The sequence below is a fragment of the Parerythrobacter lutipelagi genome (genome assembly GCF_005434975.1).
GTDB lineage: Bacteria > Pseudomonadota > Alphaproteobacteria > Sphingomonadales > Sphingomonadaceae > Parerythrobacter_A > Parerythrobacter_A lutipelagi.
On the sequence record NZ_SKCJ01000001.1, the window covers coordinates 808166 to 823429 of the forward strand.

13 protein-coding genes are annotated in these 15264 nt (G+C 62.6%); 6 read left to right on the top strand and 7 right to left on the bottom strand.

Annotated features, from left to right (window positions below; translation table 11 throughout):
* Nucleotides 1–31: 31 nt before the first annotated feature.
* Both msrA and E0502_RS03960 read left to right on the top strand, forming a co-directional pair.
* Nucleotides 32–565 (top strand): peptide-methionine (S)-S-oxide reductase MsrA, encoded by a 534-nt coding sequence (msrA, locus tag E0502_RS03955; RefSeq protein ID WP_137676643.1) that lies wholly within the window; start codon nucleotides 32–34, stop codon nucleotides 563–565.
* A 5-nt stretch (nucleotides 566–570) separates the two neighbouring features.
* On the top strand, nucleotides 571–1398 hold the full coding sequence (locus tag E0502_RS03960; RefSeq protein ID WP_137676644.1) for a hypothetical protein: 828 nt from the start codon (nucleotides 571–573) through the stop codon (nucleotides 1396–1398).
* On the opposite strand, the gene E0502_RS03965 is transcribed toward E0502_RS03960, so the two are convergent.
* Together E0502_RS03965 and E0502_RS03970 are read right to left on the bottom strand one after the other, a co-directional pair.
* Nucleotides 1395–1865, bottom strand: coding sequence for a DM13 domain-containing protein (locus tag E0502_RS03965; protein ID WP_137676645.1), 471 nt, complete (start codon nucleotides 1863–1865; stop codon nucleotides 1395–1397). The genes E0502_RS03960 and E0502_RS03965 overlap by 4 nt on opposite strands.
* 86 nt (nucleotides 1866–1951) lie before the next feature.
* Complete coding sequence (locus tag E0502_RS03970) at nucleotides 1952–3193, bottom strand: RsmB/NOP family class I SAM-dependent RNA methyltransferase (protein ID WP_137676646.1); 1242 nt, start codon at nucleotides 3191–3193, stop codon at nucleotides 1952–1954.
* Between the two features lie 55 nt (nucleotides 3194–3248).
* Between E0502_RS03970 and E0502_RS03975 the strand changes: the two genes are divergently transcribed.
* Nucleotides 3249–3419: a DUF1674 domain-containing protein gene (locus E0502_RS03975; RefSeq protein ID WP_137676647.1), complete on the top strand. Its 171-nt coding sequence runs from the start codon at nucleotides 3249–3251 to the stop codon at nucleotides 3417–3419.
* A gap of 6 nt (nucleotides 3420–3425) precedes the next feature.
* Here the strand turns inward: E0502_RS03975 and E0502_RS03980 are convergent, their stop codons facing one another.
* From E0502_RS03980 to E0502_RS03995, 4 genes are read right to left on the bottom strand one after another with little or no spacing between them, the layout of a single operon-like run.
* Nucleotides 3426–4823, bottom strand: coding sequence for a cytochrome P450 (locus E0502_RS03980; protein WP_137676648.1), 1398 nt, complete (start codon nucleotides 4821–4823; stop codon nucleotides 3426–3428).
* Nucleotides 4824–4864: 41 nt separating this feature from the next.
* The gene (gene hemH, locus E0502_RS03985; RefSeq protein WP_137676649.1) at nucleotides 4865–5887 is read right to left on the bottom strand and encodes a ferrochelatase; all 1023 of its coding nucleotides are present in this window, start codon (nucleotides 5885–5887) and stop codon (nucleotides 4865–4867) included.
* Complete coding sequence (locus E0502_RS03990) at nucleotides 5884–8175, bottom strand: molybdopterin cofactor-binding domain-containing protein (protein WP_137676650.1); 2292 nt, start codon at nucleotides 8173–8175, stop codon at nucleotides 5884–5886. Before E0502_RS03990 ends, hemH begins: the two co-directional genes overlap by 4 nt.
* Before the next feature lie 2 nt (nucleotides 8176–8177).
* Entirely contained in the window at nucleotides 8178–8957 is a 780-nt protein-coding gene (locus E0502_RS03995) for an Mrp/NBP35 family ATP-binding protein (RefSeq protein ID WP_240048933.1), read from the bottom strand.
* A 269-nt stretch (nucleotides 8958–9226) separates the two neighbouring features.
* Between E0502_RS03995 and hflK the strand changes: the two genes are divergently transcribed.
* The 3 genes from hflK (at nucleotide 9227) to E0502_RS04010 (ending at nucleotide 12899) form a co-directional block, all read left to right on the top strand.
* The gene (gene hflK, locus E0502_RS04000; protein ID WP_240048847.1) at nucleotides 9227–10360 is read left to right on the top strand and encodes a protease modulator HflK; all 1134 of its coding nucleotides are present in this window, start codon (nucleotides 9227–9229) and stop codon (nucleotides 10358–10360) included.
* Nucleotides 10361–10365: 5 nt separating this feature from the next.
* Nucleotides 10366–11202: a protease modulator HflC gene (hflC, locus tag E0502_RS04005; RefSeq protein WP_137676652.1), complete on the top strand. Its 837-nt coding sequence runs from the start codon at nucleotides 10366–10368 to the stop codon at nucleotides 11200–11202.
* Nucleotides 11203–11342: 140 nt separating this feature from the next.
* Nucleotides 11343–12899 (top strand): Do family serine endopeptidase, encoded by a 1557-nt coding sequence (locus tag E0502_RS04010; protein ID WP_137676653.1) that lies wholly within the window; start codon nucleotides 11343–11345, stop codon nucleotides 12897–12899.
* A gap of 81 nt (nucleotides 12900–12980) precedes the next feature.
* Here the strand turns inward: E0502_RS04010 and E0502_RS04015 are convergent, their stop codons facing one another.
* On the bottom strand, nucleotides 12981–15188 hold the full coding sequence (locus E0502_RS04015) for a transglycosylase domain-containing protein (RefSeq protein WP_137677516.1): 2208 nt from the start codon (nucleotides 15186–15188) through the stop codon (nucleotides 12981–12983).
* Nucleotides 15189–15264: the final 76 nt, after the last annotated feature.

Sequence of the window (15264 nt, forward strand, 5' to 3'; positions counted from 1 at the left end):
TATCTCAAGTTCCAAAGAAAAGGAGCAATCGATGAGCGACACACAGCAGGCGATCATTGCCGGTGGATGTTTCTGGTGCACCGAAGCGGTGTTCAAGGATGTTATCGGCGTGAGCGAGGTCGAAAGCGGCTATATTGGCGGTGATGTTGCCGACCCGACCTACAAGCAGGTATGCGGCGGCGGCACCGGCCATGCCGAGGGTATCCGCGTCACCTTCGACCCTGCGATAATCACTCTGCCCGAAATTTATGACGTGTTCCTCGGCACGCACGATCCGACCCAGCTCAACCGGCAGGGCAACGATGTGGGAACCCAGTATCGCAGCGCGATCTTCCCGCTCGATGACGAGCAGCGCAACGAAGCCGAAGCGGCAATCGCGCGCTGGAATGCAGACAATGGCGGCGGAGCTGTCACCACCATCGAAAGCGGTGAATGGTATCCGGCAGAGGACTACCACCAGGATTACTGGGACGGCGAAGGCCAGCGCAACCCATACTGCCTCGCGGTTATCCCGCCAAAGATCATGAAGCTGCGCAAGAGCTTTGCTAACAAGGCGAAAAGCTAGCCGCCATGCCCGCTCCGCCAGGGCCCGGTTACACGATCGATCACGAAGTTCGTGACGACGGCTCGGTCCGCTTCGCCTGTTCGGATGATCTGGCCAGCTGGCCCTGGCTGGCCCTCGATCCGCGCAATCCGCTGGTGATCCAGACACAATTCTTCTGGGCCAGCGTAGGAGCGACCAGAGCGCGCCAGACCCGTGACGACGACAAATGGAGCGCGCTTACATGGACCGACTGGAAATGCAGCAGCGGTCCGGTCGGGTCAGCATCGTGGGGCCAGTTCCGCGATAAGGGCTCGGACAACCAGCTGAGTTTCGAAATCGACCTGTTCGATGCGGCGGACAGGCAGATTGTCGCGGCCCGTGGCCGCGGCGTTGTATTTCGCACGCGCAATTTCGAGACGTGGCGCGATGGAGCAAAGCGGGAAATCAAGGCCACCGGAAGCGCACCAGCCGATTTTGTTTACGCCGATCGCGCGCTGCTCAACCTGAGCGAGCGCGAAGTGCCACTGATCGCGCCAATGACAGCCGACAGGCGAACTACCGCGCTGATCACCAAAGAGAACGGATTACCCCCTGCACATCCCTATTTCAGCGGCTCGGGCGACCACGTAAATTCGACGCACCTGGCCGAGGTCGCGCGGCAAGTCGCGAGCCTTTGCCGGGACGGCGCACCATTGCGCGTAACCGGCGGAGAAATGGATATGCGGCGCTATATCGAGTTGGGCAGCCCGTTCGAAATTGCGCTTGAAGAAAAGCGAGATGACCGCGTGGTCATGGCAGTGTCGCAAATGGGTCGCGACTGCTCGACGCTCGCTCTGACACTCGGGAAACTCTAGCGGTATCGGGCCGCGGTGATGAATTCACCGAAGCTCTCGCACCATACGACGACTGTGTTGTATTCCTCGATGTCGATGCCTTCCGGAAGATCGAGCAGGAACCCGTCGAAGCTCTTGACCGCACCGACGCGAACAGCCTCGCTCTTGACCGGCTCGAATTCGTCTTCGTGCTCGACGAAACCCTTGGTGAGATAGACCATATAGTCCGGACCCGGCGCTAGCCTGCCTTGGTGAGAGATCGCATCAGCCGAGATGCTGATCGTTCCTTCACCCCAGTGCAGCGCATCACTGCCACGCAAATCACGCGACAACTCGGCACTGTAAGCCGCCGCCCTGGCTTGCTCTTCAAGGACCTCAGCGGCTGGCGCCGATTGCGCGGTCAGTATCGGTAGCAGGTAAATGCCAAGCCCGAATCCCAGTCCAAGCACGACAGCGTGCGACACGATAAGAGTTAGAATCCGTTTCATCGAAAGTCCCCCTTCAGGTTGCGCACCGGCGCCTCGGCAGTGCTTTCGCTACAAACCCGCCTTTGGTTACACCTTGTTTTCTCCGGTCAAGCGTGCGGCTTTTGCCAGCGGGCAACAAAGAAGCCGTCCAGGCCGCCTTCATCGGGCAGCAATCCGGGATGGGTGCGCAGCCAGCCCTGCTCCGCCGGCTGCAGCCCGCGAGGCAGTTCGTCCGCTGCAATCGGCAGAGGTTCGAGCTTGACCCGTTCAGCCTGAGCTTCGCCTTCTTCGCGTTCCAGCGAGCACGACGCGTAAACAAGCACCCCGCCCGGCTTGAGCCAGCCAGCTGCGCGTTCAAGCAAGGCGGCTTGCAACTGCGCCATTTCTTCGATCTGGCGCGCGCCGATGCGGTGCAACACATCGGGATGACGGCGCGCAGTGCCGGTCGCTGTGCACGGCGCATCGAGCAGGATGGCATCGAAGGCGTGCTTCGGCTCCCACGTCAGCGCGTCGGCGCGCACGGGAGAGGCTTTGAGACCCGTGCGTTTGAGATTTTCTTTGAGCGTGTCGAGCCGCCGCTTGCTGAGATCGAGCGCGGTCACATTCCACCCGGCAGCCGCCAGTTGCATCGTCTTACCGCCGGGCGCCGCGCAAAGGTCGAGGACATGGCGCCCTTCGCCCGCGCCGAGCAGACGCGCCGGGATGGACGCAGCGAGATCCTGCACCCACCAGTCGCCGTCACGGAAACCCGCAATCTTTTCGACAGCCTCGCCGCGCGGCAAGCGAAGATGGCCTTCGGCATAGCTGTCTGCCGCCAGTTGATTGGCCCAATGGTCGGTATCTTCCGCGTTCTTCAAAGCAAGATCGAGCGGCGGCGGCTCGACCAGACCCGCCGCGATGGCATCGGCCCGTTCGCCCCACCGGGCGCGCACATCATCAGGCAAGGTCGGCGCATCGGGAAGCTTCGGTTCCTGCTTTACCAGCGTGGAAAACACGCCATGCGCCAGCCGCCTCGGCCCGCTCGACAACAGCGGCAGAGCGGTAGCGATTACCGCATGTGGCGGTGTCTTGAGGCGCAGCCATTGCGCCAGCATCAGCCGCAAGACGCTACGCGCCTTGGCATCGGGCGGCAATACCCGCTTGGTCGCGCTGTCGATCAGGGCATCGGTATCCACCAGCCAGCGAAGGCTCTCATTCGCGATAGCCAGCGCGAGCGCCTTGTCCGGCCCTGTCCTGATGCTGCGAAGCGCATTCTTGCTCGCCACTTCCAGCGTTTCTCCGCGATGGAGCACCGCATCGATCATTTGCAAGGCGGCGCGGCGCGCGGGAAGTCCGGGGGTGTTGGCCATGGCACGCGCCCTAGCCGCGCTTGAAACTATTCGCCAGCCCGCGCATTGAGCAGGCATGACAAAAGAGAAGTCTCCTTCTGCGAAGGATTTCAAGAAGCCCGCGCACTGGTCAAACGATCCGCCGCCGGAACCGAAAGCTATCGATCCCGCGAAAGACGAACCGCGCGAACTTTCCCCCACCCGTTACGGCGATTGGGAGAAAGACGGCGTCGCGATCGATTTCTGACCAAAGTCAGAGGCTTTTGAAAGTGACCTTCAACCCGTCTTTGGGCTTGGGTATCGGCCACGCCTGCCAGTCTGGCTTGTAACCCTCTTCGATCTCGATCGAATAACGCGTCAGCAATTGCGCCATCAGGATCTTCACCTGCATGTAGGCAAAGTGCAGCCCAAGGCACATATGCGCGCCGCCGCCGAACGGCACCCACGCAAATTTGTGCCGCGACTTCACCTGTTCCGGCGTGAAGCGCATGGGATCGAATTTCTCCGGTTCAGGCCAGTGTTCTTCCATGTGATGGACAAACTGCGTCTGAATCGCGACCTGCGCGCCGGCGGGCACATGATAGCCGTGAAATTCAAAGTCCTTGAGCGCGCGGCGCGGCGTTGACGGTACCGGCGGGATCAGGCGCAACGCCTCCTTGAACGCCATTTCAACCAGTTCGAGCTTGCCGAGATCATCATAATCGACATTGCCGCTTTCCCCCGTCACCGACACGATTTCATCGCGCAGCCTGACTTGCCATTCCGGATTCGCCGCGAGCAGCCAGATCAGCGAGGTCGCGCTGGACGTAATCGTGTCATGCGCGGCCATCATCAGAAAGTTCATGTGATCGACCACCTGGTCGACCGGCATCAGCGAGCCATCTTCATGGGTTGCGGTGGCAAACTGGCTGAACATGTCCTGCCCGCCGCCTTCGGCGCGGCGGCGGTGCGTTTCCCTGGTGAAGAAATCGACGAGGAACTCGCGCCCCTTCACCCCTTTGCGCATCTGCGTGAACGGCAGCGGCGCACGGATCGGAGCGACGGAGGCCTGCACCATGTCGACGAATGCCTGGTTGATCTTGTCCGCTTCCGGGCCAAGCGGCAGCCCGATAAAGCTTTCGGCCGCCAGTTCGAGCGTCAGTTCCTTGATTGCGGGATAGAACTGCATCGGCTTGTCGCCCCAGTCTTTCACCGTTTCAGCGATGCCGCGATTGAGACTGCCTGAATAGTGCCGCATCGGTTCCGGCTTGAACGCAATCGACAGCGCCCGGCGATCGGCTCGGTGATGATCGAAATCGAGCAGCATCAGGCCGCGCGGGAAGAGTTTGTCGAGGATCGGGCCCCAGCCCTGCTCGCTCGAGAAGGTCTTGGTCCGGTCGAACAGCACCAGTTCATTGGCATCAGCCCCGACCAGGATCACGCCATAGCCACCGAATGCCCAGTTCTTGTATATCGGGCCGTAGGTGGCGACCATCCGGCGGGTAAAGCCATAGGGATCGGCAAGCATTTTCAACGTGTTGCCGACGATCGGCCAGCCGCCTTCGCCCGGGATGTGATCGAGCGCGTCGTCGGGCAATTTCTCGCGCCAATGCTTCAGATGCAAGCCGCCATTTGCAGCCTGTTCGGGGCGGGGTTCAGCCAATGTAGCCATGGAAAGCTCCTTACCTACACAGATGTAAGTAATTTCTGGCGCTAAATCCAGCCCGACAATTCGCGGCGGATCATGCTTTCAAGCATCGCCATGCCCGGCTCGCTGGTGTTGAGGCAGCGAAGCGCGGCATAATCCTCGCCCCCTGCGTCGATAAACGCGTCGCGACCTTCCATCGCGATCTCTTCCAGCGTTTCGAGGCAGTCGGCGGAGAAGCCCGGCATCGCAACCGCCATGCGTTTCGTCCCGTTGCCTGCCTCTTGCTCGATCGTCGTGTCGGTCGCCGGTTCCAGCCACTTGGCCGGGCCGAAGCGCGACTGGAAACTGGTCACTACGCGAAGGGCAGGCCGGTCAAGCGCCTGTTCGAGCAGGCGCGCTGTCTTGCGGCAATGGCAATGGTAAGGATCGCCCAGTTCGAGCGTGCGCTGAGGCATGCCGTGGAAACTGAGCAGCAAAACCTCCGGCACGAAGCCCAGCGCATCGATCTGCATCCGCGTATCGGCCGCCAGGGCTTCGATATAGGCCGGGTCGTCATGGTAAGCGGGAAGCGTTCGGACGGCCGGTTGCCAACGCATTTTGCCCAGACAATCCCCAAGCTTGTCCACCGCAGTACCGGTCGTGGCGCCGGAATATTGCGGATAGAGCGGCGCGAACAGGATGCGGTCGCAGCCAGCGTCCATCAAAGCCTGCATTTCATCGGCTATCGACGGGGCACCATAGCGCATCGCCCAGCGCACTTGGACGCCATCGCCCAGACGCGATTGCAAACCCTCCGCCTGCTTGCGGGTTATCACTGCGAGCGGAGAGCCTTCCTCGGTCCAGACCTTGGCATAGGCCTTCGCGCTTTTCTTGGGACGCGTGTTGAGGATGATGCCGCGCAGGATCGGTTGCCATGCAATCGGCGGGATCTCGACCACCCGCCTGTCGGACAGGAATTCACGTAGATAGGTCTTTACCGCCTTTGTTTCAGGTGCCTCGGGCGTGCCGAGATTGACAACCAGCACACCGATCCGGCCGCTCGAAACCGGGGGGTGATCTGCGGGAAGTTTCTGTTGCTGCCAGGTCATAGGCCCTCGGAGATAAGCGGAAGGCGGCGAAAACGAAGCCCTGTCGCGGAAAAAAGCGCATTGGCAATGGCTGGCGCGGCGACAGCGACACCCAGCTCACCCGGATCGAACGGATCTTCTTCGCTGGCGATGAAGTCGATTTCAACCTGCGGGCAATCGGCCAAGAGCGGCAGATCGAGCTGTGCCAGTCGCTGCGCTGTCGGCAGACCTTCGAAATAGCCTGTCGCAGAGCCGAGCGCGAGCCCGATGCCGAAGATCAATCCGCCTTCTATCTGCTGACGGGCGATATCGAGATTGACGATCCGACCGATATCGACCGCAACAGACATCTTCGCGACCCGGACCCCGCCTGGTCCGCGCTGCACGCTGGCGATGCAAGCGATCCGTCCTCCGCCGATATCCGGGCCGATGCGATGGCAGGCGAGCCCCTGACCGCTCTGGTCGATCCCGCCATCCCATTCGGCAAGCCGCGCGGCCTGCTGCAGACAAGCGACCATGCGGGTATCACCGCCGAGCATGGCAATCCGGTAGGACAAGGGCTCACGGTTGTACTTGCGAGCAACCTCGTCGATGAAACTTTCAATGAAAAAGGCGGTATAGCCATGGGCGTTTCCGCGCATCCGCCCGCTTGCCAGCGGCAGGCCGACCGGCACATGATCGACCGCCGCGTTGGGCACGCCATAAAACGGCATCGCACCTTCCACCACCATCGGATCGGGCTGTCCCGCAGAGGACGAAAGCGCGGCTGCACGGGTGGAATTGTCGAACAATCGCTCGCCGAATTCGAGGTGTGCCGATGGCGCAGCAATCCGGGCGTGCAGCGTGTCGATAACCCCGCTGCCGCCTGCCGGTATTCGTGCGCTGATCATCGCCGCAACGGGCGGGCGCGGAATGGCGGCAAGATGTTCCTGCCAGCGAGACCAGACCAGCTGCACCGGCCGTCCGCTCGCCTGCGCAACCTCGCGCGCAATCAAAGCCACTTCGATCGCATGCTCGTGCTCCAGCCGCCGATCGAAGCTGCCGCCTGCCGGAACCGGATAGAGGATGACATCTTCGAGCGAGAGACCCACCGCGCGCGCAGCAGCGGCGCGCGCCTGCTCCGGCGCTTGCGAGGCCATCCAAAGCTCCAGCCGGCCATCGGTAAAGCGGGCCGTTGCGGTCGAAGTTTCCACAGTCGCATGAAGCGCCGGTGCAGCATCGTAACGCAGGGCAAGTTCAGGCTTGGCCAGCGGCTCTTGCGGCACTTCTCCGCGCGCCCAGATCCGGTGCGTCACGCCGCGCTCGAGCAGCGAATCGAGCGTCTCGGCCATTTGGCTGCTATCGGCCAGTCCGGTGACATCGAAGCGCGGCTGCATCGCTTCGACCGCGCGGTCGGCGCTCCACCAGTCGGTCGCGACAACAGCAAGCCAGCGCTTGCCTTTCACCACCTGCACCACTTCGGGGATGGCGTAAGCGGCAGAAGCATCGAAAGACACAAGCGCGCTTTCGCGCCCGGCGGGGCCATGCTTGATCGCGGCATAGACCATGTCCGGCAAGCGGATATCGCCAGCGAAAGAATGGCTGCCATCGACCTTCGAAGGCAGATCGAGCCGCGGGTAAGCGATCGGCGCATCGGCCTGGCCCGGAAGCGGGCGTTCCGATGCGAATTCAGGCCGCAAAGGCGGCGGATCCGGCGCGTCCCATTCCGATGCAGCGGCAGCCAGTTCAGCAAAGGTCAGCGATTTCTCGCCATGGGTGACCATGCCGTTTGCGACCGCGCACTCCTCCCAACCGATATCCCACTGGTCTGCAGCCGCCATCGCGAGCACCGCCCGGGCCGAAGCGGCGGCGCCGCGCAAGGGCGCTTCATAGGCGGCCAGTGTCGTGCCGTCAGCCGTTGCGGCGAAGCGATTGGCCTGAGCGAACCGTTCGGCCAGCAAGCTGTCAGGCGGCGACGCGAGGTCGGGCAATGCGGGCATCCACAGACCTGCCCATTTGGCAGCCAGCGGCACATTCGCATAAGCCCCGCTGACCGGAACCGGTTCGACTGCCACCTGCCGCCAGTCCGCGCCCAATTCGAAGGCGGCGATCTGCGGCAGAATGGTCGAAACCCCCTGGCCCATTTCGAGCTGCGGCACGGCGACGGAAACAACCCCGTCCTCTGCAATGCGCAACCACCCACCGAAAGTGTATTCGCCCTCGACCGGGGTCAACGGATCGGAAAAACTTCGCGGGCGCAGGCCCCACAGGACCAGCAGTCCGCCGCCAATGGCGGACCCGACCAGTATTCCGCGCCGGCTAACCCGCATCGTTACCCGCCCTTGCCTTCGGCATTGTCGAGCCAGTCGGCCAGTTTTTGCGCGATGGCGTTGAAAGCATCCGCTTCCGCTCCGTCACCGGCAGCAGGTGGCTCGCCGGCATCGCTGGCTGCCCGGATTGCCAGAGTCAGGGGGATTCGCCCGAGGAACGGGATGCCAGTGCCTTCGGCCGCGGTTTCGACCCCGCCTTTGCCGAACGGATCGCTGACCTCGCCGCAGTGCGGGCAGGCATATCCTGCCATATTCTCGACCAGTCCGATAATCGGCACATTGCCGCCTTCGAACAGGTTTGCCGCGCGCTGCGCATCGATCAGCGCGAGGTCCTGCGGCGTGGAGACAATCACCGCGCCGGCAGGCTTGTGCTTTTGCAGCATAGAGATCTGCACATCGCCAGTGCCCGGCGGCAGGTCGATCAAGAGCAGTTCCGTATCGCCCCAATGCGCATCGACCAGCTGGCCGAATGCATTGCCCGCCATCGGGCCGCGCCACGCCAGCGCCTTGCCCGGTTCGACCAGAAAACCCATCGACAGCATGGGAATGCCGCTGGGGCTCATCACCGGCACGAGCTTTTCGTCCTTGCCTTCGGGCTTGGCGCCTTTGGTATCGAGCAAGGTCGGCTGCGACGGACCGTATATATCGGCATCGACCAGCCCGACCTTGCGGCCCATCCGGTGCAGGGCGACTGCCAGATTGGCCGTCAGCGTCGATTTGCCGACCCCGCCCTTGCCCGAACCGATGGCGATGATCCGGCGCGGCTTGCGGTCGGCCGTCATGGCGACGCGAACCTCTTCCACCCCTTCGGCTTCGATCAGAATTTCCTTGCAGGCGGTGCCGAAAGCCTCACGCGTTTTCACGTCGAGCCCAGCGACATCGACCACCACCGTCACTTTGCCATCGGCCAGTTTGAGGGATTGCACCCGGCCCGCAATCGAGGCTGGGAGGCGCGAAAGAAGTACCTTTTCGTCCATTGCCAAGCGTCCTAGCAGCAATTTCCCGCGCGCAACCCCTGTTTTTCCTACAATCGACACCTATAAAGACAGGCATGAACACAATGCGTGCGTTGAGAGCGAAATTCGGGCTGGCAATGGCCGGCAAGAGTCCGTGGGGCGGAAAATCAGGCGGTAATGGATCGTCGGGCGGCGGAGACGGTTCTCCGTCAGGCGGCGGGCCAAAGAACCCGTGGCTTCCACCGCGCGGCGAAGATGGCGAGCGGCGCGCCGCCAACATCGAAGACATTTTCAAGAATCGCGGCCCCGAAGGCCCGCGTCGTGGCGGTGGTGGCGGTTTCCGCATGCCGGAGCGTCCGGGCGGTAAGAGCTGGCTTCCGGTTTTGATCGTGCTGGTCATCTCGCTCGCGCTGATTTCGACGATGCTTCACCTGATCGGCCCGCAGGAGCGGGCGGTCGTCAAGACGTTCGGCAATTACACCCGCACGCTTGATTCGGGCCTCAAGATCAGCCTGCCCTGGCCGATCGAGACGGTCGATGTGGAAGACGTGCAAGGCGTGCGGCTGATCAACATCCCGGCACAGGACGAGAAGGTCAAACTGATCCTCACCAACGACCAGAATCTGGTCGACCTGAGCTATCTCGTGCGTTTCAACATCAACGATCTGGAAGATTTCAAGTTCCGCCTGGCCGAACCGGTCGAAACCGTTGGCGAAGTCGCCGAAGCCGCCATGCGCGCTTCAGTCGCGGAAAAGACGCTCGACGAGACGTTCTCCGGCCAAGGCCGTGCGGAGATCGAGCAGCGCGTGCGTGAACGGATGCAGGCAACGCTCGATGAATATGGCGCAGGGATCCAGGTGCTGGGTGTTGAAATCGCCAAGGCCGACCCGCCTTCGCAGGTTGTCGATGCTTTCCGCGAAGTCTCTGTCGCGGAACAGGAAGCCGATGCCGCGCGCAACCGCTCACGCGGTTATGCGCAGCAGATCGTGACAGAAGCACGCGGTGAAGCCGAAGCCTTCGACAAGGTCTATGCAGAATATCGCCTCGCACCCGAAGTGACCCGCCAGCGTCTCTATTATGAAACCATGGAGCGGGTGCTCAGTCAGAACGACAAGACCGTGATCGAAGCGCGCGGGGTCACCCCGTATCTGGCGCTTCCCGAACTGCGCCGCCGCAGCCAGCAGGCGCCCGCGACCACTGTCACACCGCCCACCCCGGTGCAGGAGTAAAGCCGATGCAGAACGTCTGGGAAAACCATCGCCTCTCCATCATCGCCGTGGCGATAGCGCTTATCGGCCTGATGATGAGCGTTTATGTCGTCAACGAAGAAGAGCAGGTCGTCATCGTGCGCACCGGCCAGCCCGTCGGCACGGTCAACACGCCGGGCGGGACCAAGGGAGCGGGATTGTATCTGCGCATTCCGTTCATCGATTCGGTCCGCCGGGTGGAACGCCGCCTGCTCGATCTCGAATTGAATGAAGAAGAAGTGCTGTCGAACGATCAGCAACGTCTTCTGGTCGATGCCTATGCGCGGTTCCGCATCACTGACCCGGTTCGCATGGTCGAACGCGCCGGTACAACAGACGGAGTGCGTACCGCGCTGCAGCCGATCCTCAACTCCGTGCTCAGGCAGGAACTGGGCCGCCGGACATTCCAGGCCATGCTGACCGCTGAACGCGGTACGGCGCTGGCCACGGTGCGTGCCAATCTTGACCGGCAGGCGCGGCAATACGGGGCCGAAGTGGTCGATGTGCAGATCAAGCGTACCGACCTGCCGTCAGGCCGACCGCTCGAATCCGCTTTCACCCGAATGGAATCGGACCGTGAACGCGAAGCGCGCACGATCCGCGCAGCCGGCACGCGTGACGCGCGCGTCATTCGCGCCGAGGCTGACGCGGAGGCGGCGAACATATTTGCCGGCGCGTTCGGCAAGGACCCGCAGTTTTACGACTTCTATCGGGCGATGCAGAGCTACGATGCAACCTTTGCCAAGCGCGAGGGCGGACCCGAAAGCAGCCTGATCCTGTCGCCGGACAATGAGTACCTGCGCCAGTTCCAGGGTCGCCGCTGACGCCGATCGGAGCCTCGCCTGCCCGACCGCGCACAGCGCTCGACCAACGACATGCCCCGTTCAAAGGGGGTTCAGCCCGCGCGGCGCGATAATCGGTTTGGAATTTTTAGCGCGCGAAAGCGCCTTGTGAGAGGCTGAGAATGAAGAGGAATGAAAAGGACGTGAAGCCTGTGCGATACGCTTATGGATTGACCTCAGCGCTGCTGGCCGGCGGTGCTGCCCTTTCTTTGCTGACCGGCTACCCTGCGGGTGCCCAGGTTGCCCAGAACGATGATAGCCGCATGGCGAGTGTCGTCCCCCGGGCCGGCGCGCCGGAAAGCTTTGCCGACCTGACGGAACAGCTTGCCCCTGCGGTGGTCAACATCTCGACCCGCCAGCGGGTCGAAGTGAGCAATGCCAATCCGTTCGGCAATTCGCCGCTTGGCCAGCTGTTTCGCCAGCGCCAGCAGCAGGAACCACAGACACGCGAAGCGCAATCGCTGGGTTCGGGCTTCATCATTTCAGCCGACGGATATGTCGTGACGAACAACCACGTCGTCAGCCCCGAGGGGCGCGGTGTGGTCGAGGAAATCACCGTCATCATGCCAGACGGCAAGGAATACCAGGCCGAGCTGGTTGGCGCCGATGCAGCGTCCGACCTTGCCGTGCTGAAAATAGAAGGCAGCGATCCGTTTCCCTTCGTCAAGTTCGGTGACAGCAAGACTGCCCGCACCGGCGACTGGGTGATTGCCATCGGCAACCCGCTCGGCCTTGGCGGGACGGTAACTTCCGGCATAATCTCCGCCGTGCTGCGCAACACCGGCGCCGGGGCGTATGACCGCTTCATCCAGACCGACGCCGCGATCAACCGCGGCAATTCGGGCGGGCCGTTGTTCGATATGCAAGGCAATGTGATCGGGATCAACAACCGCATCCTGTCGCCCTCGGCAGGCAGCATCGGCCTCGGCTTCGCGATCCCGGCAGACATCGCTGCGCCGATCGTCGACCAGCTCAAGGCCGGACAATCCATCGAGCGCGGGTATCTGGGCGTCAGCATCCAGCCGGTCGATGACGATCTGGCGAGCTCGCTCGGCCTGCCCAAGAATCGCGGCGAACTGGTGCAAGTGGTCGTGCCTGACGCTGCGGCTGACAAGGCCGGCATCGAAGCGGGTGACATCGTGACCAAGGTCGATGGCAAGGACGTGACCAGCGAGCAGACGTTGTCCTTCCTCGTCGCCAATGTGAAACCGGGCAACCGGATACCGATCGAATTGCTCCGCAACGGTCAGCGCCGCACCGTCACCGCGACAGTCGGCAAGCGGCCAAGCGAGGAAGAGCTCGCGCGCAGCCAGATGTTCAGCCAGGATGACGAGAGCGAGCAGGGCCTGCCCGACAATATGCAGTCGGACAATCTGGTGGCTGAAAAGCTCGGCCTGCAGGTCGTACCGGTCACTCCGGAAATCGCCCGCCAGATCGGTGCACCTCCCAGCACTCTTGGCCTCGCCATAGCTGGTGTCGATCCAAGTTCGGACGCCGCGCGCAAAGGTCTCAACCGGCGCGACATCATTCTGACGGCGAATTATGAGCCGGTTGCTACGATCGAAGATCTGGAAGCGGCTATTCAGGCCGCAGAAGCGGCGGGACGCGATGCCGTTCTGCTGCGGATCAAGCCAGCGCGAAGCAGCAACCCGATCTATCGTGCGGTGCGCATCCGCTAAGATCCTCGGGCTAAATACCGGCCAGCAAAAAGGGCCGCTCCCAAGCAAATGGGGGCGGCCCTTTTTCATTCTGACCGGCGGCTACTGCTGCCGGGGTGCCTCGGTCGGGATGCGGGTCGGCATCGGGCGCGGGGGTTGCGGCTGCGCAGGAGGCGGGCTCGGCCGCGCCTGACCTCCACTCGGCCCTCCGCCCGGCCCGCCGCGAGGATTGCCACCGCCGGTCGCGCGGTCGAGGAAATCGTCGCTCGCCGCCTGCCCGTTATCGCCCTGCGCAGGTGTCCGGTTGCGCGGACGATCCATCACATCGCCTTCGCCCTGAGGCTCGACCGGCTGCTGGTCCGACCCGCGACCCTGGCCCGGCTCGATCAGATTCCCCTGTTCGTCGATGTAATAATAATCGTCCGGATCGCCGAAATAAAACTCGTCATCGGGCTCAAGCTGCCATTCGGGCAATTTAAGCTCGGTGTTGAACTGCTCGACCGGGCGGTCCTTCACCGCGAAGCGCATGAACGCGGCGAAGGCCTGCGCGGGTGCCCGCCCGCCTTGCAGTCCGGGCACGCGCCCGTTGTCGTCGCGGCCCATCCACACGCCCGTGGTAATCCCGCTGGAAAATCCGACGAAGTAACCATCCTTGTTCGAACTGGTCGTGCCGGTCTTGCCGGCGACAGGGCGGCCAATCTGCGCCGCTCGCCCGGTGCCGGTCGAGACAGCCGTTTGCAGCAGGTCGGTGATCCCGGCAGCGACATATTCCGGGACGAGCTGCGTACTGCGCGCCTGTTCGTGCTCATACAGGGTTTCGCCGTCTGCGGTGGTCACTTTGACGATCCCGTATGGTTCGACCGAGCGCCCGCCTGCGGAAACAGCCCCGAAGGCGCGCGTCATGTCGATCAGGCGGGTTTCCGACGTTCCCAGCACCATCGATGGAAAGGTCTGGATCGGAGTGGTGATCCCGAACCGCTTGGCCATGCTCGCAACTGTACCAAAGCCGACTTCATTGCCGAGCTGCGCCGCCACGGTGTTCTTCGAATAGGCAAAAGCGGTGCGCACATCGATATCGCCGGCATATCCGCCACCCGAATTGCGCGGGCTCCAGCCATCGATCGTCACCGGCACATCCTTGACCATCGAGCCCGGATTGTAGCCCGCTTCGAGCGCAGCCATGTAAACAAACAGCTTCCAGCTTGAGCCCGGCTGACGAACCGCATCGGTCGCCCGGTTGTAATTGGTTTCGACGTAATCCGTGCCGCCGATCATGGCGAGGATCGCACCGTCGCGATCGAGACTGACCAGCGCGCCTTGCGCCCCGTCGGGCGTATTTGCGGAGATCGCCGTTTCCGCCGCGCGCTGCATGCCCACATCGAGCGTCGTCCAGACCTCGATCGGCTCGTTGGTTTCAGGCAGCAACAGGTCGAGCTGCGGCAGCGCCCAGTCAGTGAAGTACCGCACGGAATTGCGCGCCGTGTCCTGTTTGAGCTTCACCGCAGTCGGATCGACCGAAACGGAGGGGTCGATCATCTCCTGCTCTTTCATCAGGCGCAGCACCACCTGAGCGCGGTCGACCGCGGCCTGAACATCTGCCGTCGGTGAATAGCGGCTCGGCGCCTTGACCAGACCGGCGATGATCGCCGCTTCGCCGGTTGAAAGTTCGGTCGCTGGATGGCTGAAGAATTTCCGGCTCGCGCTGTCGATGCCGTAGGCCCCGCCGCCGAAATAGACCTTGTTAAGATAAAGCTCGAGAATCTCGTCCTTGGAAAATTTCCATTCGAGCGCCATCGCCAGCACCGCTTCTCGCATCTTGCGGTCGAGCGTGCGGTTGGAATTGAGGAACAGATTGCGCGCCAGCTGCTGGCTGATCGTGGAAGTCGCGCTGATCCGCCCGTCATCGGTTGCCGCGTCGTAGAACGCGCGGCCCAGACCGTAGGGGTCGACCCCGGGATGCGAATAGAACCGGCGATCTTCGACCGCGATCATCGCATTCTTCATGTTCTGCGGAATGTCTTTGCGGTCGATCCATTTGCCGAAGCTCGGTCCGAGTTCGACAATCTCCGTTCCGTCACGCGCGCGCACCACGATGGTCTGCGCGTTCTGGGTCGCTTTCAGCTCTGCGAAACTGGGCAGCGAACGCGCGGCGAAGATTACCGCGAAACCGAGGAAAACCGCACCGAGAAGCGACAGGGCAACGCCCGCGAAAACCGCACGGCGCAGCCACAGCCGCCACCCGCGAAGGGGTGCCTTTTCCGGTTTCCTGGTGCGAGCAGCGGCCCGCCGCCGACTTCCTCTTTTCGCCATCCACCCTGCAGTCATCTGGCGCCGGAGATTATGGCGCATTGATCAGCCTGTGCATTGCATATGCAAGTTCTAACTC

Coding starts and splice junctions, on each gene's coding strand:
- E0502_RS03980 (WP_137676648.1), bottom strand. CDS start 4,823: ATGGCTACATTGGCTGAACCCCGCCCCGAACAGGCTGCAAATGGCGGC.
- E0502_RS03970 (WP_137676646.1), bottom strand. CDS start 3,193: ATGGCCAACACCCCCGGACTTCCCGCGCGCCGCGCCGCCTTGCAAATG.
- E0502_RS03975 (WP_137676647.1), top strand. CDS start 3,249: ATGACAAAAGAGAAGTCTCCTTCTGCGAAGGATTTCAAGAAGCCCGCG.
- E0502_RS03995 (WP_240048933.1), bottom strand. CDS start 8,957: ATGACGGCCGACCGCAAGCCGCGCCGGATCATCGCCATCGGTTCGGGC.
- E0502_RS04015 (WP_137677516.1), bottom strand. CDS start 15,188: ATGGCGAAAAGAGGAAGTCGGCGGCGGGCCGCTGCTCGCACCAGGAAA.
- E0502_RS03960 (WP_137676644.1), top strand. CDS start 571: ATGCCCGCTCCGCCAGGGCCCGGTTACACGATCGATCACGAAGTTCGT.
- hflC (WP_137676652.1), top strand. CDS start 10,366: ATGCAGAACGTCTGGGAAAACCATCGCCTCTCCATCATCGCCGTGGCG.
- msrA (WP_137676643.1), top strand. CDS start 32: ATGAGCGACACACAGCAGGCGATCATTGCCGGTGGATGTTTCTGGTGC.
- hflK (WP_240048847.1), top strand. CDS start 9,227: ATGAACACAATGCGTGCGTTGAGAGCGAAATTCGGGCTGGCAATGGCC.
- E0502_RS03965 (WP_137676645.1), bottom strand. CDS start 1,865: ATGAAACGGATTCTAACTCTTATCGTGTCGCACGCTGTCGTGCTTGGA.
- E0502_RS04010 (WP_137676653.1), top strand. CDS start 11,343: ATGAAGAGGAATGAAAAGGACGTGAAGCCTGTGCGATACGCTTATGGA.
- hemH (WP_137676649.1), bottom strand. CDS start 5,887: ATGACCTGGCAGCAACAGAAACTTCCCGCAGATCACCCCCCGGTTTCG.
- E0502_RS03990 (WP_137676650.1), bottom strand. CDS start 8,175: ATGCGGGTTAGCCGGCGCGGAATACTGGTCGGGTCCGCCATTGGCGGC.